Source organism: Nitratireductor sp. GZWM139, assembly GCF_030068685.1.
GTDB lineage: Bacteria > Pseudomonadota > Alphaproteobacteria > Rhizobiales > Rhizobiaceae > Nitratireductor > Nitratireductor aquimarinus.
Map to the genome: position 1 here is coordinate 25,162 of NZ_JAMQML010000022.1, position 26,731 is coordinate 51,892.

At 62.1% G+C, this 26,731-nt stretch carries 24 protein-coding genes; 15 read left to right on the forward strand and 9 right to left on the reverse strand.

All coding sequences use genetic code 11. From position 1 onward, the window contains the following. The first annotated feature begins 242 nt into the window (after positions 1–242). Both NDI72_RS20295 and NDI72_RS20300 read left to right on the forward strand, forming a co-directional pair. Positions 243–2,873 (forward strand): ATP-binding protein, encoded by a 2,631-nt coding sequence (locus NDI72_RS20295; RefSeq protein WP_283801618.1) that lies wholly within the window; start codon positions 243–245, stop codon positions 2,871–2,873. Beyond that, positions 2,870–4,069: a sensor histidine kinase gene (locus NDI72_RS20300; protein ID WP_206554266.1), complete on the forward strand. Its 1,200-nt coding sequence runs from the start codon at positions 2,870–2,872 to the stop codon at positions 4,067–4,069. Before NDI72_RS20295 ends, NDI72_RS20300 begins: the two co-directional genes overlap by 4 nt. Here NDI72_RS20300 and NDI72_RS20305 read toward each other — a convergent pair. After that, positions 4,054–4,791: a response regulator gene (locus NDI72_RS20305; protein ID WP_283801619.1), complete on the reverse strand. Its 738-nt coding sequence runs from the start codon at positions 4,789–4,791 to the stop codon at positions 4,054–4,056. The two genes, NDI72_RS20300 and NDI72_RS20305, sit on opposite strands and share 16 nt — an antisense overlap. Before the next feature lie 376 nt (positions 4,792–5,167). On the opposite strand from NDI72_RS20305, the gene fmdA reads away from it, so the two are divergent. The 4 genes from fmdA to ampC all read left to right on the forward strand — a co-directional run bounded on the left by fmdA (position 5,168) and on the right by ampC (position 8,809). Further along, entirely contained in the window at positions 5,168–6,394 is a 1,227-nt protein-coding gene (gene fmdA, locus NDI72_RS20310; protein ID WP_007007629.1) for a formamidase, read from the forward strand. Positions 6,395–6,532: 138 nt separating this feature from the next. Then, positions 6,533–7,045 (forward strand): AmiS/UreI family transporter, encoded by a 513-nt coding sequence (locus NDI72_RS20315; protein ID WP_113154086.1) that lies wholly within the window; start codon positions 6,533–6,535, stop codon positions 7,043–7,045. A 62-nt stretch (positions 7,046–7,107) separates the two neighbouring features. Next, positions 7,108–7,413 (forward strand): FmdB family zinc ribbon protein, encoded by a 306-nt coding sequence (locus tag NDI72_RS20320; RefSeq protein WP_007007627.1) that lies wholly within the window; start codon positions 7,108–7,110, stop codon positions 7,411–7,413. Between the two features lie 196 nt (positions 7,414–7,609). Beyond that, complete coding sequence (ampC, locus tag NDI72_RS20325; RefSeq protein ID WP_283801620.1) at positions 7,610–8,809, forward strand: class C beta-lactamase; 1,200 nt, start codon at positions 7,610–7,612, stop codon at positions 8,807–8,809. A gap of 52 nt (positions 8,810–8,861) precedes the next feature. Here ampC and NDI72_RS20330 read toward each other — a convergent pair whose 3' ends face one another. The 6 genes from NDI72_RS20330 to NDI72_RS20355 all read right to left on the reverse strand — a co-directional run bounded on the left by NDI72_RS20330 (position 8,862) and on the right by NDI72_RS20355 (position 15,759). Continuing rightward, entirely contained in the window at positions 8,862–10,100 is a 1,239-nt protein-coding gene (locus NDI72_RS20330) for a Gfo/Idh/MocA family protein (RefSeq protein WP_206994298.1), read from the reverse strand. Positions 10,101–10,114: 14 nt separating this feature from the next. After that, positions 10,115–11,134 (reverse strand): LacI family DNA-binding transcriptional regulator, encoded by a 1,020-nt coding sequence (locus NDI72_RS20335; RefSeq protein WP_113154089.1) that lies wholly within the window; start codon positions 11,132–11,134, stop codon positions 10,115–10,117. Continuing rightward, positions 11,131–12,087 (reverse strand): ABC transporter permease, encoded by a 957-nt coding sequence (locus NDI72_RS20340; RefSeq protein ID WP_206546880.1) that lies wholly within the window; start codon positions 12,085–12,087, stop codon positions 11,131–11,133. Before NDI72_RS20340 ends, NDI72_RS20335 begins: the two co-directional genes overlap by 4 nt. Continuing rightward, complete coding sequence (locus tag NDI72_RS20345) at positions 12,084–13,076, reverse strand: ABC transporter permease (RefSeq protein ID WP_390881186.1); 993 nt, start codon at positions 13,074–13,076, stop codon at positions 12,084–12,086. Before NDI72_RS20345 ends, NDI72_RS20340 begins: the two co-directional genes overlap by 4 nt. Further along, a complete protein-coding gene (locus NDI72_RS20350) occupies positions 13,073–14,578 on the reverse strand; it encodes a sugar ABC transporter ATP-binding protein (protein WP_283801621.1) in 1,506 nt (501 codons plus the stop codon). Before NDI72_RS20350 ends, NDI72_RS20345 begins: the two co-directional genes overlap by 4 nt. Positions 14,579–14,736: 158 nt before the next feature. Further along, the gene (locus NDI72_RS20355; RefSeq protein ID WP_113154093.1) at positions 14,737–15,759 is read right to left on the reverse strand and encodes an ABC transporter substrate-binding protein; all 1,023 of its coding nucleotides are present in this window, start codon (positions 15,757–15,759) and stop codon (positions 14,737–14,739) included. A gap of 378 nt (positions 15,760–16,137) precedes the next feature. Between NDI72_RS20355 and NDI72_RS20360 the strand changes: the two genes are divergently transcribed. Beyond that, entirely contained in the window at positions 16,138–16,488 is a 351-nt protein-coding gene (locus tag NDI72_RS20360) for a hypothetical protein (RefSeq protein ID WP_283801622.1), read from the forward strand. 23 nt (positions 16,489–16,511) lie between these two features. Here NDI72_RS20360 and NDI72_RS20365 read toward each other — a convergent pair whose 3' ends face one another. Then, on the reverse strand, positions 16,512–16,730 hold the full coding sequence (locus NDI72_RS20365; RefSeq protein ID WP_113154094.1) for a hypothetical protein: 219 nt from the start codon (positions 16,728–16,730) through the stop codon (positions 16,512–16,514). A gap of 374 nt (positions 16,731–17,104) precedes the next feature. On the opposite strand from NDI72_RS20365, the gene NDI72_RS20370 reads away from it, so the two are divergent. The 7 genes from NDI72_RS20370 (at position 17,105) to NDI72_RS20400 (ending at position 25,090) form a co-directional block, all read left to right on the forward strand. Continuing rightward, on the forward strand, positions 17,105–17,893 hold the full coding sequence (locus NDI72_RS20370; protein WP_206554274.1) for a GGDEF domain-containing protein: 789 nt from the start codon (positions 17,105–17,107) through the stop codon (positions 17,891–17,893). Between the two features lie 168 nt (positions 17,894–18,061). After that, the gene (locus NDI72_RS20375) at positions 18,062–18,568 is read left to right on the forward strand and encodes a hypothetical protein (protein ID WP_113154096.1); all 507 of its coding nucleotides are present in this window, start codon (positions 18,062–18,064) and stop codon (positions 18,566–18,568) included. Positions 18,569–18,648: 80 nt separating this feature from the next. Further along, positions 18,649–19,236 (forward strand): L,D-transpeptidase, encoded by a 588-nt coding sequence (locus tag NDI72_RS20380; RefSeq protein WP_502888436.1) that lies wholly within the window; start codon positions 18,649–18,651, stop codon positions 19,234–19,236. A 246-nt stretch (positions 19,237–19,482) separates the two neighbouring features. Beyond that, positions 19,483–20,928, forward strand: a complete 1,446-nt coding sequence (locus NDI72_RS20385; protein WP_113154097.1) for a TolC family outer membrane protein — start codon at positions 19,483–19,485, stop codon at positions 20,926–20,928. A gap of 29 nt (positions 20,929–20,957) precedes the next feature. Then, positions 20,958–23,132 carry a type I secretion system permease/ATPase gene (locus NDI72_RS20390; protein ID WP_283801624.1) on the forward strand — a complete coding sequence of 725 codons (2,175 nt, stop codon included), beginning with the start codon at positions 20,958–20,960 and terminating at the stop codon, positions 23,130–23,132. Between the two features lie 60 nt (positions 23,133–23,192). Then, entirely contained in the window at positions 23,193–24,470 is a 1,278-nt protein-coding gene (locus NDI72_RS20395; RefSeq protein WP_206546884.1) for an HlyD family type I secretion periplasmic adaptor subunit, read from the forward strand. A 5-nt stretch (positions 24,471–24,475) separates the two neighbouring features. Further along, positions 24,476–25,090: a ribbon-helix-helix domain-containing protein gene (locus tag NDI72_RS20400; protein WP_283801625.1), complete on the forward strand. Its 615-nt coding sequence runs from the start codon at positions 24,476–24,478 to the stop codon at positions 25,088–25,090. A gap of 2 nt (positions 25,091–25,092) precedes the next feature. Here the strand turns inward: NDI72_RS20400 and NDI72_RS20405 are convergent, their stop codons facing one another. After that, positions 25,093–26,004 carry a transglutaminase-like cysteine peptidase gene (locus tag NDI72_RS20405; protein ID WP_283801626.1) on the reverse strand — a complete coding sequence of 304 codons (912 nt, stop codon included), beginning with the start codon at positions 26,002–26,004 and terminating at the stop codon, positions 25,093–25,095. 429 nt (positions 26,005–26,433) lie between these two features. Here NDI72_RS20405 and NDI72_RS20410 point away from each other — a divergent pair, with 429 nt between their 5' ends. After that, the gene (locus NDI72_RS20410) at positions 26,434–26,721 is read left to right on the forward strand and encodes a hypothetical protein (protein ID WP_283801627.1); all 288 of its coding nucleotides are present in this window, start codon (positions 26,434–26,436) and stop codon (positions 26,719–26,721) included. The last annotated feature ends 10 nt before the right edge of the window (positions 26,722–26,731 follow it).

Consider the following 26,731-nt stretch of genomic DNA (forward strand, 5'->3'; position numbering starts at 1 on the left):
TAACGGGCATGAAGCGAAAGCAATAGGCTCAACGCGGTCGGCGCATTATGGCACTGCGCCGGCGCGACCCGTCTTTCACACACAAACCGGATGGGGAAGAACGCCGTTCCCCCGTGCTGCGGGGACTGGTCTCGAAGCCGGCTTTGTGTGATCATTTGACGGGGAGAATGGGAGAACCTCAACAAGATGCGTAAAGCACAGGCTTCGCCTGACTGGCGGTGTGCAGGGCGGAGTGCGCGTTAGTGGAAACACCGCAATCGCCTGCCTTACGATCCTATCATTCATGGATCGCCAATGAGACGCTGGAGGACTATTCGCTGCGCTATGCGGCGCGGTCGTTCCGGCGCTGGTCTCCGTTCGTCATCGCCAACACCGCGCTTGGCGGCATCTCGTTTCTGGCTCTGGAGGCCATCGGCGGGGCGATCACGCTCAGCTACGGGTTCGCCAATGCGTTTCCCGCCGTTCTGATCACCTGCCTGTTCGTCTTCGTGACGAACCTGCCCATCGCCTATTATTCCAGCCGCTACAACATCGACATGGATCTGCTCACGCGCGGAGCGGGGTTCGGCTATATCGGCTCCACCATCACGTCGCTGATCTATGCGACCTTCACCTTCATCTTTTTCGCGCTCGAAGGCGCGATCATGGCGCAGGCGCTGAAGCTGTTCGCGGATGTGCCGCTGGTGCTGGGCTACATCATCTCATCGCTCGTCATCATTCCGATCACCTTCATGGGCGTGACGATGATCAGCAAGTTGCAGATGGTCACCCAGCCCATCTGGATCGCCATGCTGCTTGCGCCCTTCATCTACATTGCGGTCGGCCATCCCGAAACGCTCGATCAGTGGATGGCGTTTGCCGGCAGCGAAACGCCGGATGGCGGGTTCGATGTGCTCGCCTTCGGTTCCGCCATCGGTGTTCTGTGCGCGCTCTCCATCCAGATCGGCGAGCAGGTGGATTATCTGCGCTTCCTGCCCGACAAGACGCGCGAAAACCGCTGGCGCTGGTGGGCGGCGGTCATCTCCGCCGGTCCCGGCTGGATCGTGGTCGGCGGTTTCAAGATCCTGTGCGGCAGTCTTCTGGCCGTGCTTGCGGTCTCGGCCGGCCTCTCGCCATCGACGGCGCTCGAACCGATCCACATGTATATCAAGGCCTATGAATATGTGAGCGACGACCCGCGCACCGTGCTGGCGCTGGCGGCGATCTTCGTTCTCATTTCGCAGGTCAAGATCAATGTGACGAACGCCTATGCGGGCTCGCTCGCCTGGTCCAATTTCTTCTCGCGCGTCACCCATTATCACCCCGGCCGCGTGGTCTGGCTGATCTTCAACATCCTGATCTCGCTGCTTCTGATGCTGCTCGGCATCTTCCAGACGCTTGAGCTGGTGCTGGCGGTCTATTCGGTCATCGCCGCCGCCTGGATCGGCTCCATCTTCGCCGATCTCGCCATCTTGAAGCCGATGGGCGTCAGCCCGCCCTTCACCGAGTTCAAGCGCGCCTATCTCTACGATTTCAATCCGGTCGGCTGCGGGTCGATGGCGTTTGCCTCGCTGTTCGCGATCATCTGCTTCATGGGCAGTTTCGGCGATCTGGCGGAAGCCTATGCCGCCCCCATCGCCTTCTTCACCGCGCTTTCAAGCGCGGTGCTGATCGGCGTGGCGACACGCGGCCGCTATTATCTCGCCCGTCCGCGCGTGCCGCTTGCCGAGCCCGACAAGCCGGTGGTGCGCTGCGAAATCTGCGAACTGGAATATGAGCGGCCGGACATGGTGCACTGCACTTTCTACCGGCGTCCGATCTGCTCGCTCTGCTGCAGTCTCGATTCCCACTGCCACGATGCCTGCAAGGTTCCCGGCGCAAATCTGGAAGCGCCGCATTATCTGGGCCGCGCCCTGCGCAGCAAGATCGCGCCACGCATGACGCAGCGCCTGCTCAAGGTGAGCGGCGTTCTGTTCTCGCTGGCGGTGATGACGGCTGCCGTCTTTCTGCTGACCTACCGCTTGATCGAGCCGACCGCGCTTCAGCCGCATGTGGAAAGCGGCGCGCTTCTCCTGCGGGTGTTTCTGGCGCTCCTGCCGCTGCTCGCCATCGGCGCGTGGTGGATCGTTCTTTCGCATGAAAGCCGCGAGCTTGCGGAGCGCGATCTGGTGACATCGCTTGAAAAGCTTCGGCAGGCGCAGCAGGAGCTCGCCTCCAATGAGCGTCTGGCGGCAATCGGTCAGATCACCGCCACGGTCAGCCATGAGCTGCGCAATCCGCTGGGCACGATGGTCACCTCCGCCGATATTCTGCGCCGCTCGCTCAAGAACGCGGATGAGCCCGTCACCGGCGAATTGCAGCGCCTGCAACGCAATGCCTGGCGCTGCGTGCGCATCATCGAGGATCTACTGGACTTCTCGCGCAAGCATGCGCCCGTCATGTCGCCCGTCGCCATCGACCGCTGGGTCAAACAGCAATTGAGCGAAGAGGATCAGGAGATCGCGCATCTCATCACGCTCAAGCTTGATGCCGGGTGCGACGTGCTTGCCGATGCAGAGCGTCTGCGGCAGGCCTTCTCCAATGTTCTGCAGAACGCGGCGCAGGCCTGCGAGGAACGCGGGAAGCAAAGCGGTCAGATCATCATCTCCACGCAGCGCCTGCGCGACCGCGTCTACCTGTCGGTGTCCGATAATGGCGGCGGCATGTCTCAGGATGTGGCCGAGCGCGTGTTCGAGCCGCTGTTCAGCACCAAGGCGTTTGGCGTCGGGCTCGGCATGCCGCTCGTCAAGCGCATCATGGAGCAGCATGGCGGCGATGTGCTCATCGAAAGCCAGAAGGGTGTCGGCACCACCGTATCGCTCGTTCTGCCATGTGCGGGAGTGCGCAAGGCATGACTGATCGTGAACTCGACCTCCCCGCAGAAGTCATCGGCGAACATCCGTTGCGTGAAACCACACCGGCGGAAGATCATTGCGTGCTTATCGTCGACGATGATGAGGATTTCGCCGCCAGCCTGTCGGGCCTCCTGAAACTCGAAGGCTACAGGATCGTGGTTGCCCACGATCCGCAGGCAGCACTCGCCTTCCTCGAAGACGCGCGGATCGCGGTCGCCCTGGTCGATGTGCGGCTCGGCACCGGCAATGGCGTCGATCTGGTGCGCCAGATCCGCCAGCGCGAACCGGACGTGGTGTGCGTGATGGTCACCGCCTACGCTTCCATCGACACTGCCGTCGAGGCGTTGCAGGCGGGCGCCTATGACTATCTCTGCAAGCCGTTTCACAGCGAAGACCTGCTTGCCACGCTCGCCCGCTGCTTCGAGCGCATCCGGCTTCTGGAAGAAAAGCGGCTGGCCGCCGAGCGGCTCGGGCAGAAGCAGCGCATGGAGGCGATGGGCCAGCTCACCAGCGGCATCGCGCATGACTTCAACAACATCCTCGCCGTTCTCCTGAGCAATCTGCGCTGGCTGGAGGAGCGGCTGGCCGACCAGCCGGAACTGGCCGAACTGGTCACCGATGCGCTCGAGGCCACCAGGTCGGGTTCCGAACTCACCGACCGCCTGCTGCGCTTTGGCCGCCAGCGCGCGAAAGACATTGCCGTGGTGCAGCTTGGCGAGGCGCTTCCGCCCCTGATGCGGGTTCTGGGGCGCACGCTGGGGGATACGGTGTCCGTTTCGCTCAATGTCGCAGACGGGTTGAACAGCGTGCTCATTCCCGCCGGTCAGCTGGAGCCGAGCCTCGTCAATCTGGCGCTCAATGCGCGCGATGCGATGCCGGGCGGCGGGAGCCTGCATTTCGACGCGTCGAATGTGATCGTTCGCCCGGAGGATGCGCGCGTCGCTTCGGGGCTGTTACCGGGGCGCTATGTGCTCCTGTCGGTGCGCGATACCGGTCATGGCATGCCGGTGGCGGTGCGCCGCCGCGCGCTCCAGCCCATGTTCACCACCAAGCCGCCGGGGCAGGGCAGCGGTCTTGGCCTGTCGATGGTGGATGGCTTCGTGCGGCAGGCCGGTGGCCGTCTCGGCATTCTCAGCACGCCGGGCAAGGGCACCAGCGTCAATCTGTATTTGCCGGCGCACTATTCCTCGGACTGAGGCGCGAACATGTAACCGACACCGCGAATGGTCTTGATAAACTGGGTGTCGCGGGCATTGTCGCGCAGCTTGCGGCGGATCTTGCCGATCATCACGTCGATGCTGCGGTCATAGGGGTTCCAGTTGCGGTTGGCGACGATGTCGAGGATCTGCTCGCGCGAAAGAACACGCCCGCGCCGCTCCACCAGCGCCGCCAGAAGCTGGAATTCCTGGCTCGTCAAACGCACCGGTTCCCCCCGGGGTGAGGAAAGCTGATGCCGTGCGGGATCAAGTTGCCAGCCGGCAAAGCACATGATCGGCGAGCGGCTTTTCTCCTGCGGTTCCGGCATGCTGATGCGCTTGGCGAAGCGGCGCATGACGGTGCGGATGCGGGCCAGAAGTTCGCGCGGCTCGAACGGCTTGGTCACGTAATCGTCTGCCCCCAGCTCCAGGCAGACCACCTTGTCGATCGTGTTGTTCTTGCCTGAAAGCATGATCAGCGGCAGGTCGTGCTGGGCGCGCAGGCCACGCGCCAGCGAGACACCGTCTTCGCCGACCGGGAAGGTCAGATCGAGAATGACGAGATCGAAGTCCTCATCCGCCATTGCGCGGCGCATGGAGCGGCCATCCTCGGCGCTTGTTACGGCATAGCCTTCGCTCGTGAGGAAACGCTGAAGAAAGCGTCGAAGACGCTGATCATCATCGACAATTAGTACGCGATGTTTTTCGTCCGTGATCCCCATGGCTCATACGATAGTCGCAAACGGTTGCATCGGTCGAGAAGGGAGTTTGCTCCGGCCTTTTGGAAAATGCGCGTTTTGTATCCGGCCAAAGGTAACCGGGGCGGGCAAGGCGCTGGCGGCTCTGGATGCGCCCACGGCAAATGACTGAAATTCAGAGCTTATTTCAGGCTGTTCAAGCGAAAACGAATTCTCCGGAATGTCCCCGGGCGGTTACAAAAAATTACAAAGCGGGCGTTCTCCAGAGCCAATCGGCTTACAGTCCAGACCTAATCTTCTCCGGCACGGTTTCGTCCGGTCGCATCTTGCGGGCGGGCGCAAAAATGACGGGGGGCTCGACACTGGAACCTCCGACTGGCCGTTCAAGAGGAGGAGACCTATGCCTAAAACAGTGTTTTCAGTCGATCTCAACAAGGCGCCTGAGGATCAAGCGATCAAGACGCACAATCGCTGGCATCCCGACATTCCGATGGTTGAGACCTTCAAGCGCGGTGAAGTGTTCCGCGTCGAGTGCTACGACTGGACCGGTGGTCAGATCGGCAACAATGACAGCGCCAACGACGTGCGCGATGTCGACCTGACCCGCGTTCACTATCTGAGCGGTCCGTTCGGTTTCGAGGGCGCAGAGCCAGGAGATCTGCTGGTCGTCGACATTCTCGATATCGGCGCAATGCCTGAATCCGAATGGGGCTTCAACGGCCTGTTCGCCAAGGAAAATGGCGGCGGCTTCCTGACGGAGCACTATCCGAACGCAACCAAGTCGTGCTGGGATTTCCAGGGCATTTACACGACCTCGCGCCACATTCCGGGCGTGCGCTATCCGGGCATCATTCACCCGGGCCTGATCGGCTGTCTGCCCGATCATGCGCTTCTGGCCGAAGCGAACCGCCGTGAGGAAGAGCTGGTTTCGACCGATCCGAACCGGGTGCCGCCGCTGGCCGCACTGCCTTATTCCGACACGGCGCTCATGGGCCAGATGTCGGGTGATGCAGCACGCAAGGCGGCGGAAGAAGCGTGGCGCACCGTGCCGCCGCGCGAACATGGCGGCAATTGCGATATCAAGAACCTGTCGCGTGGCTCCAAGGTCTATTTCCCTGTCTATGTGAAGGGTGGCGGTCTCTCCATGGGCGACATCCACTTCTCGCAGGGCGATGGCGAAATCACCTTCTGCGGCGCCATCGAAATGGCCGGCTGGATCGACATCAGCGTCGATGTCATCAAGGGCGGCATGGCGAAATACGGTGTCGTCAACCCGATCTTCAAGCCGAGCCCGATTGATCCGCATTTCGATGATTACCTGATCTTCGAGGGCATCTCGGTCGATGAGCACACGGGCGAACAGTATTATCTGGACGCCCATGTGGCCTATCGCCGGGCCTGTCTCAACGCCATCGAGTATCTGAAGAAGTTCGGTTACACGGGCGAACAGGCCTACAGTATCCTCGGCACAGCGCCGGTGGAGGGCCGAATAGCCGGCATTGTGGACATACCGAATGTGTGCGCCACGCTGGCCATTCCGACAGCGATTTTCGACTTCGACATCAATCCGAACTCGACCGGGCCGACCAAACAGGTCTCCGGCGTGGATGTCGCGCGAACAAGCTGAGTGGCCTGGAGCATCGGGCCGGGAGGCGCAGACCGCCTCCCGGTTGTTCCGGTGCTCCGTCGGCCGTTTTCAAAAGAAACGAGTGGGACAGCCGGGGTGGGACCCGGCTGAACCCGCCTTTCGGGAGGAAGAGCTGCCATGCTGCTCGGGTTTGCCTTGCTTTACGTCGGCGCCGTCCTGTTTCTCAACGGGCTGTGGCTGATGGGAAAGATCGACGACAAGGAAATTGTCGTCATCAATGTGGTGTCCGGCTTCGTCACGCTCTGCGTTGCGCTGGCTTCGGCATTCGGCGCTGCGGCGGATGCCGCGTCGGTCAAGTCTGCGGCGCTGACGCTGCTGTTCACCACCACCTATCTTTGGGTCGCCTACAACCGCGTGGTCGCGGTCGATGGCCGCGGGCTCGGCTGGTTCAGCCTGTTCGTGGCGATCACCGTCGTGCCCATCGCGATTGAAGGACTGGCCGGCGCGCAGACCTTCACCGACACCTGGCTCGGCCTCAACTGGGCCATCTGGGCGGTGCTCTGGTTCATGTATTTCCTGCTGCTTGCCCTCAAGCGTCCGATCCTGCAGGCCACTGCCGTCGTCACGCTCCTCACGGGCATCATCACCGGCTGGCTGCCGGGGTTCCTGCTGCTTCAGGGAATGCTCTGAGCTTTTTCGTGCGGCGGCGTCAGGCCGCCGCACCATGCGAGACAGAATTTTCGGAGACCAACATGCCGCTTTACAATTATGTTTGCGAAGATTGCGGACCTTTCGACGAGTGGACGTCCATGGCTGATGCAGGCAATGCATGCGCCTGCCCGAGCTGCCAGACGCCGAGCAGTCGCGATGTGGCCGCGCCAAGCCTCAGCCTCATGAACGGCACGCTCCGGCGCGCGCTGGCGCGCTCGGAAAAAAGCGGCAGCGAGCCGCGCGTGGTCAAGAAGGAACATCTGGCCGGTTGCGGCTGTTCGCTGTGCAATATCGGCAAGAAGGGCCCGCCTTCTCCACGCAAGAAATGGATGATCGGCCACTGCTGAGTTCGCGCTCGCGGACACAGGCCTTCAGGCCGATTCAGGGTGCTTTTCAGGCAGACGGCGCCCCCGCATTCCGGGGGCGCCGTACGCCTGTTTCATTTTGTCGCCAGATTTGTTGAAACGGTGCGCTTTATGATTTCTGCAAATTGGCGTAATTCCTTCTACAAGGGGCAAGTTATTGATATTTTAGAGTAATTTTATGCTTCATAAGCTTTGGCGTCGTGCGGCGTCTTTCAGCATTCTGGCGGTTGTCGCTGCACCGGTTCTTTTTGCTCTTGAGCCCCATTCGCCCGCGCGGGCTGCGGATGTCAGTCAGTTGGCAGAGCCAGTCGCGACAATCGAAGCCGAAGCGCAGCGGCTCATGCAGGACCACGATCTTCCCGGTCTTGCAATCGCGGTCACTGTCGGGGGGGAACATCGCATCTTCAACTACGGCGTCGCTTCGCGTGAAAGCGGTGCGGCGGTGGATGACGACACGCTGTTCGAGATCGGCTCGATCAGCAAGACCTTCACCGGTCTGCTTGCGGCCTACGCGCATGTGCAGGGAAAGCTCTCGCTTTTCGACGAGGTCAGTTCGCGCCTTCCGGCGCTTGAGGGCAGCGCTTTCGACGCCGTGCGCATCCTGGAACTGGCGACCCATACGAGCGGGCTCGAACTCTTCCTGCCGCCGGGCGTGGACAGTCAGGACGCGCTTGTCGCCTATTGCAGGGGCTGGGAGCGTCGCTATTCGCCGGGTACGGAGCGCACCTATTCCAATATCGGCATCGCGCTTCTCGGTTCCATCGCGGCCGACGCCCTGCAGCGGGACTATGACGATGCCCTCGCAAATCTGCTCCTGCCGAAGCTGGGGCTCGCAAACACCTACACGCAGGTTCCTCCTGACCGGATGAAGGACTATGCGCAGGGCTATACGACGGAGAACGAACCCGCCCGCCTGTCTGACAATGCGCTGGCCTCTGCACCCTACGGCGTCAAGACAACGGCGACCGATCTCATCCGCTATGTCGAGGCGCATATGCAAAGCGGCGATCTGGAGCCGGATATGCAAAGCGCCATCGGTCAGGCGCTCACCGGCTATTACAAGGCCGACGCCATCACGCAGGATCTGGTCTGGGAGCAATATGCCTATCCGGTCAGCCTGAAGCGTCTGCTCGATGGCAATTCCAGAAGAATGGCGCGCGACGATGTTCCTGCCATGCATCTGAAGCCGCCATTCCCGCCGCGCCGTAAGGTGCTCGTCAACAAGACCGGTTCCACGAGGGGCTTCTCGGCCTATGTGGCGTTCGTGCCGGGGCGCAGGATCGGCGTGGCCATTCTGGCCAACAGGAATGTGTCGGTGCGTGACCGGGTGCGGGCAGGGTATCGCATTCTTGCAGCCCTGAAGCAGGCACAGCCGTGACAGGGCCATTCGCCGGCAGGCGGGAGAGGCCCGCCAGCGAACGATTGGTGGGTTATCGACGCGCCACCAGAGGCACGTAGTTTTCCAGGTCCGGGTTCGGGAAACGCACCGTGTCGCCGGTCTCCGACGACAGGTAGAGACCCATCAGAATTTCCAGAACGGCAACGCCGTCGGCAAAGGTTTCCAGCGGCTCCTCGCCTTTGCGGAAGCACTCCACCATGTGCCGGTTCTCATCCGTGTAGCCATAGATCCCGGCCTCGTCTTCCAGCACGGGCATCAGGCCCTGTTCGGCATTCTGCTTCTCGACCAGATCCTCGCCTTCCTCGCCCTTCACCTCGCGCGACATGAAGATTTTCAGGCCGGTGCCAAGCGAGTTGAACTCCATGGCGTATTCCGGTCCAAGCAGTTCCAGCTGGATGCGCAGACCCGCCCCCACATAGGCCCAGGAGGTTGTCGTCTCGATCATCAGCTCGTTGCCGTCCTCGTCCTCCAGGATCACATTGCCGCGCGCAAAGTCCTCGGAGGGGCGGTTGGCGTAATCCACTTCCGGGCCGAAGCGGTTCTTCAGGTCTTCGATATAGCGCGGGCGTGTCCATTTGAGGTTGGCCACGGTGCCATGCACGGCCTTCAGCTTCAGGGAATCCCGCTTCCTGCCGGGTTCCGTCAGAAGGTGCCGGGCCACTTCAACGCTGTGGCACATCATGTCGAGCAGCACGCCGCCGCCCTGCTTGTCGCCCTGCCAGAACCACGGCTCGTGCGGGCCGGAATGCTCTTCTGCCGCGCGCGCCAGATAGGGGCGTCCGGTGGTGGAGGCGGCGCGCCGCCAGATGATCTCCTTGCCGCGCAGGACCGGCTGGGCGAAGACCTGGTTTTCCAGATAACCGTGGTTCAGCCTGGCGTCTTCCACGAGCCGCAGCATCTCACGCGCATCGGACAGCGTGCGGGCAAGCGGCTTTTCGCAGGCCACCGCAAACACTTTGCTGCGCCCCGAAACGACTTCGTCATGAATGGTGCGCATCGTCTCGAGGCGCGTGTCGTTGGGGGAGAGAATCCAGACCGCGTCCACATCGTCGGCCTGTAGCATGGATGCCAGACTGTCATGGCTCTTGCAGTCGCCCAGCCCCAGTTCCGCCACCAGCTTCACGATGCGTTCGCGGTTTTCCGCCTTGCGGCTGTAGACGCCGGTCACGTCGACATGGCGCACGCCGAGCATGGACCGCAGATGGAATTCGGCAATGAATCCGGTGCCGACAAGGCCGATGCGCAGGCGTTTTCCGGGCTGTGCGGACATGGTTGTTTCCCCTTTCATTCTGTTTTCGGTGGTGCGGTGGTGCCGCGCACGCGCAGCGTGGCTGGCAGCACCACGGGTTCCCTGGGCACGGCGGCCCCTGAAAGCATTTCGAGCAGCATGCCCATGGCCTGCCGGCCGATGTCGGTGCGCGGCTGGCGCACCGTGGTCAGCGGCGGGTAGAACGCTTCGCTCAGATAGAGATCATCGAAGCCGACGACGGACACATCGCCGGGCACGTCGCGGCCGATCTCGCGCAGGTGATGAACCGCGCCGAAGGCCATTTCGTCATTGGCCACGAAGATCGCGGTCGGCGGTTCGGCGAGTTCGAACAGCGCCTTGCAGGCCGCGGCCCCGCCATGCAGCAGGTAGTCGCCGCGCTGCTCATAGCCTTCGGCAATCGCAAGGCCGGCATTACGCATGGCGCGGCGATAGCCCTCCTGTCGGCGAAGGCTCATCACTTCGGGAACCGGCCCCGATATGTGGGCGATGCGGCGGTGGCCAAGCCCGATCAGATGCTCCACCGCCTCGCAGGAGGCGGCCACATTGTCGATCTGCACATGCGGAAAGCCGGAGCCTTCAATGGTTTCCAGCGCCACCACGATGGGTGCATTGGGCGGCAGCCTGTTGCGCGCGCCCTCCTGCGCCGGCAGCTTGCCCGTCATCAGGATCATGCCGTCGGCATGACCGTCGCGCAGCATGTCGAAATACTCGATCTCGCGCTCGGGATCGTTCTCGGTATTGCCCATCAGCACCGAGTAGCCGGCGGCGCGGGCCGTGGCCTCCACGCTCTTCAGAATGTCGAGATAGAACGGGTTGCCCACATCGCGCACCACCATAAGCACCGCCATGGAGCGGGCTGTGCGCAGGCTGCGGGCGCTGGCGTTTGGCCGATAGTGCAGGGCGTCCGCTGTTTCGCGCACCCGCGCGCGCGTCTCCTCCGTCACCAGATCGCTGCCGCTCAGCGCGCGCGACACGGTGGCGGACGAAACGCCCAGCGCCTCGGCAATGTCCTTGATCTTGGGCCGACGGTTCATGCGCGCAGCCCCCGACCGCGGCCATAGAACAGCATCAGCACCAGAAGCGTGGCGCCAAACACCATCTGCCGTCCGGATTCATCGATGTTGATCGTGGTCAGGATGCTTTGCAGCACCACCAGCAGAACCGCGCCGGCCATGGTGCCGGTATAGCCGCCCTTGCCGCCGGAAAGCGGGGTTCCGCCAAACACCACGGCGATGATCGATGGCAACATGTATTGCTCCCCTACATTTGCGAAAGAGGAGCCGGAATAACCAAGCAGGCAGAGCCCGGCAATGGCGGCGAACACGCCCGACAGCATGAAGAGAGCGATGCGCGTGCGCCGCACGGGTACACCGGCCATGAAGGCCGCCTGCTCGTTGGAGCCGATGGCGTAGATGCGCTGGCCGAACACGGTGCGGTGCAGGATGAAGGCCATCAGCAGGCCAACCCCGATCCACAGCCAGATGATGCCCGGCAGGCCCAGCAGGAATGGCCGGGTCACGAATTCCGAAAGGGCCGGGGCTGCGCGACCGGAGGGAATGCCCTGCCGGATCACCACCAGAAGCCCCTGAAGCACGCCCAGCATGCCAAGCGTCATCACCAGCGGGGGAATGCGCAGCAGCGTCACGCCGAGCCCGTTGAACAGGCCGAACAGCGCGCCGGTCGCCACGCAGGCCAGAATGGCCAGCGGGATGCCGCCATCCATGCCGTTCATCACATTGCCGGCCACAATGGCCGAAAGCGAAACCACGCCGCCGACGGACAGGTCGATGCCCTCGCGCCCGCCCAGAATGACGAGGTTCTGACCGGCCGCGACAATGCCCAGCAGCGCTGCGACGATGAGGAGCCGCAGGATTTGCCCGCCGGAGGCGAAGCCCGGCGAAAGCGTGTTGCCGAGAAACAGAAGTGCCGCGATCAGCACCAGTGCGATGGTGAGCGGGTTCTTGGCAATGTCGATCAGCCGGTTCATGCCCGCCCCCTGCGGCTGACGAGAACACCCACCATCAGCGCGGCGAGAATGGCGAGCCCCTGCACCAGATTCTGCCAGTGCGAGGGGGTGCCCGCGAAGAAGACGAGCGAATTGATGAGCCCGATGATCAGCGCCGCGATGACGGAGCCTGCAACCGTGCCAAACCCGCCGGAAAGCGCGCTGCCCCCAAGCACCACGGCGGCAACGCTGAACAGCGTCATCTTTGCGCCGACCAGCGGGTCGCCGCTTGCCGTGTCACCGGTGATGCAGAAGGCGGCAAGGGCAGCGAACACGCCACACAGCGCATAGCCGCCAATGCGGATCGCGGTGACGGGAAGCCCGCTCTGGAAGGCCGCCTGCTGCCCGTCGCCCACCGCCAGAAGCTGCGTGGCAAGCCGGGTGCGGGCCAATAGATAAAGCAGGATTGCAAGCGCCACAGCGGCATAGAAGACAAAGGGAATGCCGAAGAAACTGCCGCCATAAGTGCGCCAGAAAACGGTCGGTGCGGGCATGCCGGCCACCGGCAGGATCACCAGCGCCAGCCCGGTGAAGAAGATGCTTGTGGCGAAGGTGGCGACGATGGCTTGCAGGCGCAGCGCCGCGACCACGAAACCGTTGACGAGGCCGCAGGCCAGTCCGACGAGAACACCCACGCCGAGCGCGGCCAGCACCGAGAGCCCCCCACCGCCCATATGCTGCATCAGCACGATGATCGTCACATTGACCAGCGAGGCGATGGCGCCGACCGAAAGGTCGATGTCGGCGGCATAGACCACATAGGTCTGGGCAACCGCCAGAAGCATCAGCGCCATATAGGTGCGCACGAGGCCCGTCAGTGAGCGAAAACTCAAACTGTTGGGCTCGAAGATGCCGTTCAGCACCAGAAGCACCGCGAAAATGAGAAGGGCAGGCAGGAACGGAAAGCGCCTCAAAAGCGTGCCGAAACCGCCGCCATCCTGTTTTGTGAGAGAAGCGTTGGTCGTCATCATGCCGCCTCGTAGGCTGCCTGGTAGAGATTGTAGCGGGTGCGCTCCGCGCCGCTCAGCTCCCGGCTCACCGCGCCGCCATTGAACACAAGAATGCGGTCGGCATTGTTCAGGAGCTCGGCGTCTTCCGACGAATAGAGCACGATGGCGAGCCCTTCCTCGGCGAGCCTGCGGATCAGCGCGAAAAGGTCTGTCTTGGCCGAAAGATCGATGCCCTTTGTCGGGTCGTCGAGCAGCAGGATGTCGGGCTTGTCGATCAGCCAGCGGGCGATCACGATCTTCTGCTGGTTGCCGCCCGAAAGCGAGCCGATGGAATGGGAAAGCCCGGCGAATTTCGTGTTCAGCGCCTTGAGCGCCGGCAGCGCCTTTTCAGCGAGCCGCCCCGGGCGCGCCAGCACGAGCCTGTTGCGCAGCGCATGGATGGGCGTGACATTTTCGAGGATCGGACGTCCGGTGATCACCCCGTCGCGGCTCCGGTCGCCGGAAACATAGGCCACGCCCTGCGCGATGGCGCTGCGCGGGCTGTCGGTGCGAAGCCGCTCTCGTGCTATCCGCGCTTCGCCGGCACTGGGCGGCGGCGCGCCGAAAAGCGCCTTCAGGAGAGCGGACTGGCCCTGTCCGTGCAGGCCGCCGAGGCCGAGGATTTCGCCCCGTCTGACCGTAAAGCTCACATCGCGAAAGCCTGCGCCGGTGAGGTTCTCAACCGTCAGCGCTGCATCGGTGGATGTTGCCTGTGCGGGGCGCGCAGCTTGCTGCGGGGCGGCAAGCTCTTCCTGCTCGCCCACCATCATGTGGATCACGGCCTCCGGCGTCGTTTCCGCAATGGCCATCGTGTCGATGGTCTCGCCATCGCGGATCACGGTCACGCGGTCGCCGATGGCGAAGATCTCGTCCATGCGGTGCGAGATGAAGACGATGCTGCGGCCGTCATTCCTGAGGTCGCGCAGGATTTCGAAGAAGCGGTCCACCTGCGCGCGGTCGAGGGCGGAGGTGGGTTCGTCGAAGATCAGGACCGGCGCTTCCGTCGCCAGCGCTTTCATGATCTCCACCAATTGCCGCTGGTCGGCGCGCAGATCGCCCACATTCGTGTCGGCCCTGAGTTCCGCACCGGCCACGGCCTCGAACAGCGCGATGTAGCGTTCGACCTTTTCGCGCAATGCCGCCCGGTCGATGAAGAATCCGCTCTGCTTCGGCAGGTCGGGCAGGCAGATGTTTTCGGCCACGCTGCGATGATCGGCGAGGCTCAGTTCCTGATAGAAAATGCCGATGCCCAGCGCCTGTGCCGCACGCGGCCCGCTCACGGTCACCGCGCGCCCGTCGAGCAGCACATCGCCGGCATCCGGGCGCACGCTGCCGGCCACGATCTTGCAAAGCGTGCTTTTGCCGGAGCCATTGGCGCCGATCAGCACATGCACTTCGCCGGTGTCCAGTTCAAGGTCGCCACGGCGTAGCGCCAGCGTGGCGCCGTAAGCCTTGCTTACACCGCTGAGCTTCAGTTTGGTCATGTCTACATCAATCGCTGAAAGGTCGGCGTCAGTCCCTCATCCGCCCGCCGCGCTCTTCTCCCGTCAACGTCGCGAAGGAGAATGGCCGTGGCGTGGATGTCTCCCTCTCCCCGCATGTGGGGAGAGGGTGAGGGCGAGGGGCCTTTGCCGGCTTCGTCCTATTTGAACAGCGCTTCCGCGTCGTCGATGGAAAGCGAGCTCGTGTAGGAATAGTAGCCCGGCTTTCCGTCAACGGAGGCGGCCACTTCTTCCAGATTGTCCGAACTGATGAACGGGATCGGCAGATAGAGCGCGTTCTCATACTGCCCGGCCTTGGCCGGTTCCTTCAGTTCACGTCCCTGCAGCATCAGCACGGCCACATTGAGCGCGCTTGCCATCACGCCGGGCGGGTTCACCGAAGCGCCGGAGTTCAGCTTGTTCTCGGTCCAGATGTCGATGAAGTCCTTGCGGATTTCGCCGGTTGCGGCGATGTCGCCAGCCTTGTCGGCGTCCATGATGGAGCGCCATGCGCCGGCGGCCATGCCGTCCTGCACCCAAACGCCGTCAATGTCGGGATAGGTCGCGAGCAGGTTCTGCATGGCCTGCTGGCCCTGCGCCTGGTCCCAGTTGGCGTTCACTTCATTGACGATCTCGATACCGTCATGCTCGCCGAACACTTCGCGGTAGCCCGCAACGCGCATCTCGTTGGCCGGGTGCCCGGCAACGCCGTTGATGGCGACGACCTTGCCTTCGCCGTTCAGCGTGTCGGCCAGCCATTTGGCGCTTTCCATGGCCCAGCCCTTCTGGTCGATGCCCACGTAAAGGGCGTCGGGCGAAGAGACTTCGGCATCGGTGGCGATCACCAGAATGCCGGCTTCCTTGGCCTGCGCGAACACCGGGTCAAAGGCGGTCGGGCTGTTGGGGTTGATGATGATGGCGTCAACGCCCTGGCTGATGAAGTTGCGCACATGCGCGATCTGGCCGGGCACGTCGACATTGGCGCTCTGGGCGACCACTTCGACATTCACGCCCTTGTCCTTCCAGGCGGCGGCGGCTTCCTCGGCCTCCTCGATCATCTGGGTGCGCCATTCGCTGCCCACCCAGCCGTTCGACAGACCGATCTTGAAGTCCTCGGCCAAAGCCGAAAGCGCAGTGCCCGCAAGGGCAGCGGCGGTTACGGCAGCAATTGCCAGTTTTTTCATGAACTCCTCCCTGGTGAAATGCACCAACGGCACAGGCAGCCAAGGCCTTTTCGCCGATCGTGCGGCACTCCTCCTCCATGACGTGTCCTCCGCGAAAGATGTCTTCCGCCACGTCAATGAAATCGATTGTATGGCAAATGTAATCGATTTCAATATGTAATTTGGGGCGTAATTTGTACGTAATTTTGTGGATTGCCGCCCTGATGCCTCAAAGAAGCTGCAAGCGCCCGATTTTACTTATGCAATCAGAAGGCGTGGCTGAGAGACGTGCTGGAGAGAAGGCGTGGTTTTTGAGGAAGTGAAATTGTTTCAAGACGACACAATCTGTTCACATGCCTGCGTTGCCCGCATTTCATTCACTCGGCTAACTTCTTAGAAGTGAGTAATGATTCGAGTAACATCGCCGTGCACAATGAACCGTCGCTTGAGGTTGTCCAGCTGGAGCTTCTGCTCGACCTCGCCGACCTGATCGCGCAGGGCTTCGAGGCCGCGCTTCTGTCGGTGCTGGACGATGTGGACGGGCAGATTCTTTTCAACCACAGGCTTGATGGCGATCCGCAGTATCAGCGGGTCGCGGCCGTGATGGTCGGCGCGGACGCCGATGTGGCGCTCGTCTTCCTGGACCGCTCAGGAACCACCACGCATGTGGAGGGCGCAGCCGAAAGCGACCGCGCGATTGCGCGTGAGGCCGAGAAGGCGCGCAACCGGGTGCTTGCCGCTCAGGCCTGACGCAGCAATTTTCGCACGGCGATCTAACCGTGGCGCGAGTTCTGGCCGGGTCGGGCGCGCGCCACGCGGGGGAAGCGGACCACATTGTCTGCTTCCGGCTTTGCCGAGAATTCGGCCTTGAGCGCGGCATCGAGCAACAGTCCGATGGCTTCGCGCAACTGGTGCGTCGCCGGATCGGAACCGGTCAGTTCGGCCTGTGCGTTTTCGAGGTGGGCGTGCACGGACGCAAAATCTGTCGGCATGGTGTTCCTTTTTCGGTGCCCCCGGTATGGCAGGACCATGCGCAGAAAATTGTAACCGGCAAACAAACACGATCCATGGCATTTTAACGACCGGCGCTCTCCCGGCGCATTCTCTTTGGAAAACCCGATTTAATCTTGCACGCTGGTTGGGAAGGTCCGACCCTGAAGCTTGCCATTGCTTGTGGGGAGATTGTTTTCTTCTGCCGCGTCAGAGCCGGAATTAAGGAATAATATTCCTGTTTTTCATCGGCTTAAGCGTGTTGTGGTCGGAAGCGTCTTATGCGAATCGTTAAAAGACGAAGGGTCCCGTCAACTTTTATTAGAAGTTTGCCGGTTACCAACGGGATCAGTCACACTGGGGACGTTGAAAGCATATGGACAAGTCGCTCTTGCAACGCAAACCGCGCTGGACATGGCTCATTGCCTTTACGCTGCTTGGCACACTGGCAGCGGTCGGGCTTTCGTTCCTTGTCCACTACCTCCTCTTCTTCGGCGAAGAGATCAATCCCTATCAGCGCAGCCTTGCTGCCGCGCTCATTCTGCCGGTGGTCATCGCCACGCCGCTGCTTCTCTATATAGGGCAGGCAAGCGAGCAGCTGCGCCGCTTCAAGCGGGACCGGAATTTCTCCGCCGCTCATGATCCCTCGACCGAGGTGTTCAACGGCGAGATGTTCACCACGCTGGTGGAGCGCCGCCGCGCCGCGACGGTTTCCGAGGCAGGGCGCACCTTTGGCGCGCTTTTGATCCTCGAAGCCGAGAATGTGCGCGACATCGCCATCGATTACGGTTTCAGCTGGGGTGAAGAGTCGATGCGCCAGATCGCATCGGTGATCCGCGCCAATGTGCGCCGCAGCGATGTGGTCGGTCGTCTGAACGACAGCGAGTTCGGCGTCTTCCTTCCCGGCGCGACGGTTGAACAGGCCCGCGATGTGGGAGAGCGCATTCGCACCGCCATCACCAAATCGCGCTTCCTGGCGGAAGGCGAGCCCGTGGAACTCGGCGTCGATATCGGCGGTGTGATCTTTGAAGACCAGATCGAGTTCCGCGGTCTGATGCGCATCGCGTCGGAGCAGCTCGAAATGGCGCGCCAGAGCGACAGTGACCGGTTCCGCCTCAGCGCGATCAATGCGATGGGAACGCGCGAAAACGGCGAGAGCCACTAGCAGAAGCACTCCGGCCCGCCCGCTGTGGGTGCTGGACTCAAAGATTGTTTAGCCTCAGAATGATCGCAAGTGCACCGCCCATGCAGCAGGTTGCATGGGCGGCGCAGCTTTTGCTGACGGCATCGGCGCTTTCCCGTCAGGGGCGCGGCGGTGCTGCAAGGGGCGGCAATGAACCGTATGCGAAGTTTTCTGCTGGTCGCCGTTTTCCTGCTTGGCTGCGGGGCCGGCAGCGCGGATGAACCCGGGGCTCGGGTGTTTCAGCCGGCCATGCCCCTCGACAACGCTGCGCAAACCGACATCACCACGCTCTACAATGGCCAGCCCGGCGTTCTGGAACGCTATGCCTGGGCGATGTCCGCCAATCGACACATGCTGGTCGGCCGGAATGGCGATGCTATCTATGGCCGTGGCTTTGACGCAGCGTCCGGGGATGGCGGTGTCTGGGCGTTTGTTGGTCCGCAGGATCAGCATGTCATCCGGCTTGCTGACGGGGCGCTTGTGATCGCGCGCGGTGCGCCACTGGCAAACCTCTATGCGGAAGTCGGTTGCAAGGTCGGGGAATGGCCGACGCTGATCTGCGCGGATGGGCGCAAAAGATCCATCTCGGCGCCCAACGCCACCACCATCCGCATAGAAGACGAGACATTTGAACTGGCCGGGCAGGAGGCTGAATGAGCATTTCAGGAATGGACCGCGTTCGTGACAGGACGTGGATGATGTCTGCGCTCTGTCGGCTTCTGCTCTTGCTGGCTTTCATGCTCCCGGTGTTGCCGGGGCTGATTGGTGGCGCAGTCGCCGAAGAGACGGTCACCGTGCGCCAGTTCGATCCGGCAACGGGCCGCTGGGTCCGCCGTGAGCGCACGCTCTCCTTCAAGGCGCCTTGGGGCGACGCCGCCGTCAAGCCGGCGGTCGTGCCTTATTCCGAGAACCTGCCTGCCGGCTCCATTGTGATCGATACGGGCGAGCGCCGCCTCTATCATCTGCGTGGCGACGGCACCGCGGTGCGTTACGGGATCGGCGTCGGACGCGAGGGTTTCGCCTGGCGCGGCCGTGAACGCATCACCAGAAAGGCGAAATGGCCGGACTGGCGTCCACCCGCCGAAATGATCCGCCGCGAGGCCGGTCAGGGGCGTATCCTGCCGACCCTCGTGGAAGGCGGTCCGGAAAATCCGTTGGGCGCCCGCGCGCTCTATCTGGGCTCAACCCTGTTTAGAATTCACGGAACGAACCAGCCCTGGACAATCGGGCAGGCCGTCTCTTCCGGCTGCATCCGCATGACCAATGATGATGTTATAACCCTTTATAACAACGTCAAAATTGGCGCTCTCGTGGTCGTGAGATAAAGCAGTAAGGCTGACTGAATTCCTGCATTTCAGGGTTGAAATGCTTAACAGGAAGTGGATTTTGTTGCGCCGGCGCAACACCTCTATTTAAATGAGGCGACTAAACTACTCCAAAATGGGTAGGAGCGCGACTTGGGACATAGCCAGTCGTGAATGGTTGTCCTAGCATAACATCATATTGAGACCCGATGTGGGATCGGGTTTTTCCATTTGCTGCGCAGGGAACGCGCAGTCAAAGGGGGGATAATGACGCTGAAGCCACGCATTACGCGCGTTCTGGCAGCCGCTCTTATGAGTGGCGCCGTTGTGTTTTCGACTGCTGCAAACGCCCTTTCCGTGAAGGAAGCCATGGCGGTCGCTCTGGAATCCAATCCCGAGATCGGGCAGGCGATCGAAAATCGCGAAGCCATCGAGTTCGAGTTGCGGCAGGCGCGGGGCCTTTATCTCCCGAGTGTCGATCTTGAAGCGTCGGTCGGCGCGCGTCGCCTCGACAATCCCTCGCGCCGTGGCACCGGCATTGAGGACGATCCGCTCTACCCGGCGGAGATCGGTCTCTCCATCACGCAGAAACTGTTCGACGGCGGTGGACGCCGCGCCGAGCTTGATCGTCAGGCCGCGCGTGTGGATTCCGCATCCTTCCGCGTGCTCGAGCGTTCGGAAACAATCGCCCTTCAGGTGGTGCGCGAATATCTCGAATATCTGCTTCAGGTCGAGATCGTTAATGAAGCGCGCAAGAATGTGAGCTTCCACCAGTCGATGCTGGGCGATATCGGCTCGCTGATTTCCGGCGGCGCACTCACCGAGGCTGACCGTCAGCAGGCGCAGGAGCGTTCGCTGTCCGCCAGGGCGCGTCTCAAGGAAGCCGAGGAAGAACTCGAAGCGGCCAAGATCCGTTTCTACAAGCTCGTCGGCAAACCGCTCAGCAATCCCTCCATGCCGGGTTCCGTGGCATCGGCGCTGCCGGCCTCGCTCGACAAGGCCATCGGCATTGCGCGCGCCAACAACCCGCGCATCAAGGTCGCCAACGCCGATATCGATGCAGCCGATGCGCTGGTCGATGCCGCGCGCTCGAACATGCTGCCCGAGATCAGCGCCGAGGGCCGCGCCCGCGCCGGTTACGACATTGATGGTTCGGACGGCCGCACCAACGATCTGCAGGCGCGCGTCGTCGCCAAGTGGAACCTCTATCGCGGCGGCATCGACGTCGCCAACGAGCAGGAGCAGATCCGCCGCGCAAGCGAGCAGCGTCTGGTCCTTCATCAGGCCTATCGTGAGGTCGAGGAAGCGGTCCGCATTTCCTGGGATCGCCGCCAGCGGCAGATCGATCTGTCGCAGACCCTGCGTCAGCAGGCGCAGACGAATGCCCAGCTGGTCAGTTCCTACCGCGAGCAGCTCGTGGTTGGCCAGCGTTCGCTGCTTGATGTTCTCGGCGCGCAGAACACACGCTTCAGCGTGAATGTCCTGTCCAAGACCGCGCAATATGCGGCGCGTTTTGCCGAGTATCGCATTCTGGCGGCCACCGGCACGCTTCTCGACACGATGAACCTCTCCAGTGCGAAACAGTCGGAGGCCTACGCACGGGCGGAGTTCAACGTGCCTGAAACGGCGCCGACGGAGACGTATAAGAGACTGCCATCGCGGCAGACCAACGATCTGCCGCTCGATCTCCTCGCTCCGATCCGGTCTCAATAGCCGGTCGGGGCAGCAGGCAAGGGCGCAAGGTGGAACAGCTTCGCAACCCTACAGCCGACACGCCGCTCCTGGCAGACAGTTTCAGGTTTGCCTTTCGGGAGGTCGCGCAGTTTCTCGCGCGCCCGAGTTCCGAAACCGTCCTCTTTTCCGATACGCCCTTTGACGAGAGCAATCCGTCGCTGGAAGATATCGAGCGGCTCGCCGCGCGTATCGGTCTGGAAGTGGAGCAGCACAGCCGGCGCGATCTCGCCAGCGGATCCATCGATCTGCCGGTGCTTGTCGTCTATGCGGATGGCACGGCGCAGGCTCTTCTGGAGCCGCTCGATGGCGACCGCCTGCGCACCACGCTTCTGCCCGATCCCATCGCGGAAGAAGGCGTCACGCTCAAGGATGTCCTGTCCAGAAAAGTCGGGCTGATCGTCTCCTTCAGCATCATCTATGAGAACAAGTCCGAAAGCGCGGATGCCGGTCTGCCTCAGCAGATGGAAAAGCGCCACTGGCTCACCACCACGCTTGCGCCGTTCTGGCGCTCCTATGCGCAGGTGGCGATAGCCGCGCTGTTCGTGAACCTTCTGGCGCTGGCATCACCGCTCTTCGTCATGAATGTCTACGACCGGGTGTTGCCCAACCAGGCAACCGCCACGCTCTGGGTTCTGGCGCTCGGCGTCGCCGGGGCAATCCTGTTCGACCTGCTTTTGAAAAGCGTTCGCGCAGCCCTTATCGATTACGCCGGCCGGAAAGCGGATCTGAAGCTTTCCTATCTGCTTTTCGAAAAAGTGCTGCACGCCACCATGGCGTCGCGTCCCATGTCGACCGGCGAATATGCAAGCCGCGTTACGCAGTATGAGTTCGTGCGCGAGTTCTTCACCTCGAACACGATCAGCACGCTGATCGACAGCGTCTTCGTTTTCGTCTTCCTCTTGGTCATTTACAGCGTTGCCGGCTGGCTGGCGCTGATCCCGGCGACCGCCTTCGCGCTCGCATTGATCATCGGGCTCATCGCGCAGGCGCGCATCGGCCGCCGTGTCGCCGCCGCCAACAATGAGGCATCGCAGCGCCAGTCGCTTCTCGTGGAAACCATCGCGACAATCGAAACGGTCAAGTCGCTGCGCGCCGAGCGCACATTGCTGCGCCGGTGGAGCGAGCTTGCCAAGAACGCCTCGCGCACCTCCGAGGGCATCAAGCAGCTGTCCTCCTGGGCGTCGAACATGACGCAGTTCGTGCAGCAGTTGGTCACCGTGGCGCTTGTCGTTGCGGGCGCCTACGAGTTCTCCGAGGGCAATATCTCGACGGGCGCGATCATCGCGACGGTCATGCTGTCGGGCCGCGCCGTCGCGCCGCTCGGCCAGATCGCCATGACCCTGTCGCGCATGCGCCAGGCGCTTCTGTCGCTGCGCATTCTGAACGCCATCATGGAGCAGCCCGAAGACCGGCCGGAGAGCACGGGCTTCGTGAACCGCGAAATCCGCACCGGCGATGTTGCCTTCCGCAATGTCGGGTTCACCTATCCGGGGGCCGCCAGCCCCGCGCTCAACGATTTCAACCTCGCCATCAAGGGCGGTGAGCGCGTCGGCATCATCGGGCGCATTGGCTCCGGCAAGACCACGGCTGGCCGCCTGCTTGCCGGGCTCTATCCGCCGTCGAGCGGCAATCTGCTCATCGATGGGGTGGATATACGCCAGTATCACCCGTCCGTGGTGCGTTCCGCGGTCGTCTTCGCGTCGCAGGCGGCAGACCTCTTTTCCGGGTCGGTGAAGGAAAACCTCCTGATGGCCAAGCCCGGCGCGACCGATGATGAGCTGGTCGACGCCGCAAAGGCCGCCGGTGTCGATGCGTTCGTCGCCCGTCATCCCAGGGGCTATGACATGCCGGTGGGTGAGCGTGGCAGTCAGCTTTCGGGCGGTCAGCGACAGGCGGTCGCGATTGCGCGCATTCTCCTGAGCGACCCGAAGATCGTGTTCATGGACGAACCGTCTGGCGCAATGGATCTGGCAAGCGAGCGCGAACTCATCGCGCGGCTCAAATCCGCCTTCCGGGATGATGTGACGCTGGTGATCTCCACGCACCGGCACAGCATGCTTCAACTCGTCGACCGGCTGGTGGTCATCGATCAGGGCCGTGTCATCGCCGACGGACCCAAGGAGAGGGTAATCGCAGAACTGCAAAAGAACGCCGCGGGTGGGCGTTCGGGAAGGGGGCAATAGCTCCAGGCGTTGCCCGCGTGGCGCGCGACCTTACATAAAAAGACGAAAGGCGGATTGAAAATGGACCGTCCACCACTGGCTGCGCGATTGGGGTTAGTCGTTATTGCAGCCCTCTTGATGACATTTATTGGCTGGGCGTCCATCGCCGAGGTGCAGGAAATTGCGCGCGGCGAAGGCAAGATCATTCCGATCTCGAAGACGCAGATCATTCAGTCGAGCGAAGCCGGTGTCGTGCAGGAAATCGCTGTCACGATCGGCCAGACCGTCAGCAAGGGCGACCTCATCCTTCAGCTTGATGATACGGTCACGGCGTCGTCGCTTGGCGAGTCCGCCGCCCGCGCCCGCGCGCTGCGCGCCCAGATCGCCAGACTTGAGCTGGAAGAGAAAGGCGATCTAGAAGCCGAATATATCTGCCCGGAATCGCTGCAGGAGGTTGCGCCCGGCATCTGCCAGAACGAAGCGCGCCTGCTGCGCGCCCGCGCCGACAACATCAAGAACAAACGCTCGGTGCTGATCGAACGGCGCACACAGCGCATGAATGAGCTCGACGAGGCGAACGCGAACATCTCCCGGCTGGAAGAAAACCTGTCGCTCGCCCAGCGTGAGGCCGATCTTCTGGAGCCCATGGTCAAGCGCAAGCTGGTGGCGCAGACCGAGCTTCTGCGGGTGCAGAAGGAACTATCCGAGACGCGGGGCCAGCTTGAATCCACGCGCGAGTCGGTCGAGCGCATCGAAGCCTCCATCAAGGAGGCGACGCTGCAGATCGAGGAGCTGGCGCTCCAGGTTCAGCAGGAAGCGCTGGTGGAAAAGACACAGGCGCTGGCGGAACTGTCGGTCATCGAAGAGACCATTCGCGGGGCAACCGACCGGGTTGCGCGCACCGATATCCGCTCGCCGGTCGATGGCATCATCAACACGCTCGAGGTGAACACGATCGGGGCCTATGTGGAGCCCGGCACCGTGGTGGCCGGCGTGGTGCCCACATCCGACACACTGCTCGTCGAAGCGCGGATATCGCCGCGCGACGTTGCCTTCGTACGGCCGGGCCAGCCCGCGCTGATCAAGGTTTCCGCGTATGATTTTTCCATCTATGGCGGGCTTGAGGGCGAGGTGGAGAACATCTCCGCCGACAGCCTCGTGGATCAGAATACGGGCGAAACCTTCTATCAGGTGCGGGTCAAGACCGATCAGGCCGAGCTGGTTCGGGATGGCAGGAGCCACAAGATCATTCCCGGCATGATCGCGACTGCCGACATCATGACCGGCAAGAAGACGATCCTCGCCTATCTGATGAAGCCGATTAACAAGGCGCGCACCGAAGCGCTGCGCGAGCGGTGACAGCCATGGACAAAGCGGTTGAAACGCACGGTGAAGAAGACTGGGCCTTCCAGCCCCGGTTTCGCGTCCTCAGGGTCGGGGCCGCGCGGCGCGGCATCCGGCTGGAAGAGATATTCTGGTCGTCCCTGCAGGAGATCGCGGATGAGAAGGACTGCAGTGTCGGCGATGTGATCGAGGCCTGCGAGAACCGGCTTGAACAGGGCTCAAACCTCACATCGGCCCTCAGGGTGGAAACCGTCTCCCACCTGCAAGGCGCGCTCGATCTGATGCGGGCCAGAACCGGCAGACAGGCCGTGCGCAACATGGTCATGGCCTGCCCGTCGCCCTGTTTCGCCCTTGCCGGTGACCGGCAGTTGATGGCCCACAATCCGCCTTTCATCGCCTTTGTGCAGTCGCGGCTGTCCAGCCTGCCGTCGGATGCCACGGCGCGGGGTGTGCGCCTGTCGCTCGATATCCAGTTTTCAGAGCTGATCGAGAAGCTGAAGATGAAGGGCAGCGGACCGGCAATGGTGGGCTTTGTGATCGGTGTGGACCGTCAGCTTATCCGCGGTCGTCTCAACGCCATCCTTGCGCCGCTGGCCGGGCTTGACGCGATTGTCGGTTTCATCCTGCCGAACTGACCCTAACCGCCATTCACGCCGGTCACCCGGTTCTGGGGCGCCGCCGCATTGTCGAAGCCTTCTCCCGGAGAAAGATCCGAGGGCAGTCCTTCAAGCGTTGCGACCATGGAGCCGTCGCGCTTTCTTCCGTGGATCCAGGAGCGGTCTGCGCTCAGCGAGTAAAGCGGCAGGTAGTCGCCAAAGGCGGTGTCCTTCATCACGCGGTCGTGCAGATTGTCGAGCACATAATGCCCCTGGCTCGTGGAAACCGTGAGAACGGCGTGAAACAGGGATCGCCGCTGGTCCTGAAGCACCACGATCGACATGCTGCCGAGCGGAATGCCCGCAGCGTTGAGCGCCGCCATCTTCAGGATGGCATAGTCCTCGCAATCGCCCTTGCCGCGCTGGAGAATGTCCCGGGGTTTCGCCCAAAGATCCAGCTGGCGATAATTGTTCCGGTCCGAGACGTAGGCAATTCTGCGGTTGACCGCCCGGTTGATCTCCGCAAGCTTGCGCGAGAACGGGCCTGCTTTGACGTCACGCACAAGCTGCGCCAGGTCTTTCGCCCGTTGCGCGCAGTCTCCGGCCTCCGTACAGGCGGCGAAATCGGCGCGCGCTATGGATGGGTACACGGCTTTCCAGCTGGCGCTGGATGGCAGGGCGCGAAAGGGAATGGCCACGGAGCCGAAAACGCCCATGGCGGCATTGCCCGCCTGCCTGCGTTCTCCGGCGGGCCTTTTGCCGGCGCCTGCCGCAAAGCGCGCATTTTGGGGAGCGGCGCGCGAAGCCGCCCGTTCCCACTGCGTCTTCAGTTCCGCAAGCCCCCGGGTCGCCGCCGTCATCGTTGCGGCCGCCGACATGGCGCTCATGCTGGAGATGAAGGAAATCTGCACCGGCGTTGGCACATAAGCGCCCGCCTGCGCTTCTTTCTGCATGACAAGTGAGGCGGATGCTGAGATGGCAAGCGCAAGGCTTGCACCTATGTATAGGCCTCTGGAGTTTTTCATTTGATCGTCCCCTGATCTTGCAATGACGATAAGAGGCGCAAATGAAATGCCGATTAAGTTGTTTGGATTATTTTATACTTAGACATGTTGTTCAATTTATTTAAAATGGGATTTTATCTATTTCATCTCTGTTTACCATTCAGGTCTCTGGGCAGAATGGCCGGCGGGAGCAGCCGGCGCAGGCTGTCAAAAAGGGATAATTATAGGCAAATGTATAATTGCTTATATTCAAGCATTAACCAACGGGAAATTTTCGTCCGTTCGGAATATGATGATATATCAATGATGCTCAGTTCATATTGTGCCGACTAAAACGGCGTGTCTGGCTCCCGGGAACATCTGTTTCTGGGGGTTCCCATGGCCAACAATGACCGCACGAATACCACCGACGAGCGCGCAACTGCCGCTGAACAGTCTTCAACCAGCACGCGCCTGAGCCAGGCAGAGCAGAACGCTCTCCAGTTCGCGCAGAACGAGACTGCCGCCGAGCCGACGCCCGTCGATCCGGCGACCGGTCAGCCGGTCGCGGAGCCAACCTCTCAGGCAGCCGTGCCGGATGTGCCGGAAACGATCACGCCCGACGCAGACAATGTTGTCCGCCTTCCGCAGGGTGAAGTGGTCCCGGAAAATCGGACAGTCAGCTAAGGTGTATCCC

Excerpts from the sequence above, each read along its gene's own strand:
- NDI72_RS20355 (WP_113154093.1), bottom strand. The coding sequence starts at position 15,759 with ATGAAAAAACTGGCAATTGCTGCCGTAACCGCCGCTGCCCTTGCGGGC.
- NDI72_RS20335 (WP_113154089.1), bottom strand. The coding sequence starts at position 11,134 with ATGAACCGTCGGCCCAAGATCAAGGACATTGCCGAGGCGCTGGGCGTT.
- NDI72_RS20300 (WP_206554266.1), top strand. The coding sequence starts at position 2,870 with ATGACTGATCGTGAACTCGACCTCCCCGCAGAAGTCATCGGCGAACAT.
- NDI72_RS20375 (WP_113154096.1), top strand. The coding sequence starts at position 18,062 with ATGAACCGTATGCGAAGTTTTCTGCTGGTCGCCGTTTTCCTGCTTGGC.
- NDI72_RS20340 (WP_206546880.1), bottom strand. The coding sequence starts at position 12,087 with ATGAACCGGCTGATCGACATTGCCAAGAACCCGCTCACCATCGCACTG.
- NDI72_RS20315 (WP_113154086.1), top strand. The coding sequence starts at position 6,533 with ATGCTGCTCGGGTTTGCCTTGCTTTACGTCGGCGCCGTCCTGTTTCTC.
- NDI72_RS20395 (WP_206546884.1), top strand. The coding sequence starts at position 23,193 with ATGGACCGTCCACCACTGGCTGCGCGATTGGGGTTAGTCGTTATTGCA.
- NDI72_RS20365 (WP_113154094.1), bottom strand. The coding sequence starts at position 16,730 with ATGCCGACAGATTTTGCGTCCGTGCACGCCCACCTCGAAAACGCACAG.
- NDI72_RS20380 (WP_502888436.1), top strand. The coding sequence starts at position 18,649 with ATGCTCCCGGTGTTGCCGGGGCTGATTGGTGGCGCAGTCGCCGAAGAG.
- NDI72_RS20320 (WP_007007627.1), top strand. The coding sequence starts at position 7,108 with ATGCCGCTTTACAATTATGTTTGCGAAGATTGCGGACCTTTCGACGAG.
- NDI72_RS20305 (WP_283801619.1), bottom strand. The coding sequence starts at position 4,791 with ATGGGGATCACGGACGAAAAACATCGCGTACTAATTGTCGATGATGAT.
- ampC (WP_283801620.1), top strand. The coding sequence starts at position 7,610 with ATGCTTCATAAGCTTTGGCGTCGTGCGGCGTCTTTCAGCATTCTGGCG.
- NDI72_RS20400 (WP_283801625.1), top strand. The coding sequence starts at position 24,476 with ATGGACAAAGCGGTTGAAACGCACGGTGAAGAAGACTGGGCCTTCCAG.
- NDI72_RS20405 (WP_283801626.1), bottom strand. The coding sequence starts at position 26,004 with ATGCAGAAAGAAGCGCAGGCGGGCGCTTATGTGCCAACGCCGGTGCAG.
- NDI72_RS20350 (WP_283801621.1), bottom strand. The coding sequence starts at position 14,578 with ATGACCAAACTGAAGCTCAGCGGTGTAAGCAAGGCTTACGGCGCCACG.
- NDI72_RS20370 (WP_206554274.1), top strand. The coding sequence starts at position 17,105 with ATGGACAAGTCGCTCTTGCAACGCAAACCGCGCTGGACATGGCTCATT.
- NDI72_RS20410 (WP_283801627.1), top strand. The coding sequence starts at position 26,434 with ATGGCCAACAATGACCGCACGAATACCACCGACGAGCGCGCAACTGCC.
- NDI72_RS20385 (WP_113154097.1), top strand. The coding sequence starts at position 19,483 with ATGACGCTGAAGCCACGCATTACGCGCGTTCTGGCAGCCGCTCTTATG.
- NDI72_RS20330 (WP_206994298.1), bottom strand. The coding sequence starts at position 10,100 with ATGTCCGCACAGCCCGGAAAACGCCTGCGCATCGGCCTTGTCGGCACC.
- fmdA (WP_007007629.1), top strand. The coding sequence starts at position 5,168 with ATGCCTAAAACAGTGTTTTCAGTCGATCTCAACAAGGCGCCTGAGGAT.
- NDI72_RS20345 (WP_390881186.1), bottom strand. The coding sequence starts at position 13,076 with ATGATGACGACCAACGCTTCTCTCACAAAACAGGATGGCGGCGGTTTC.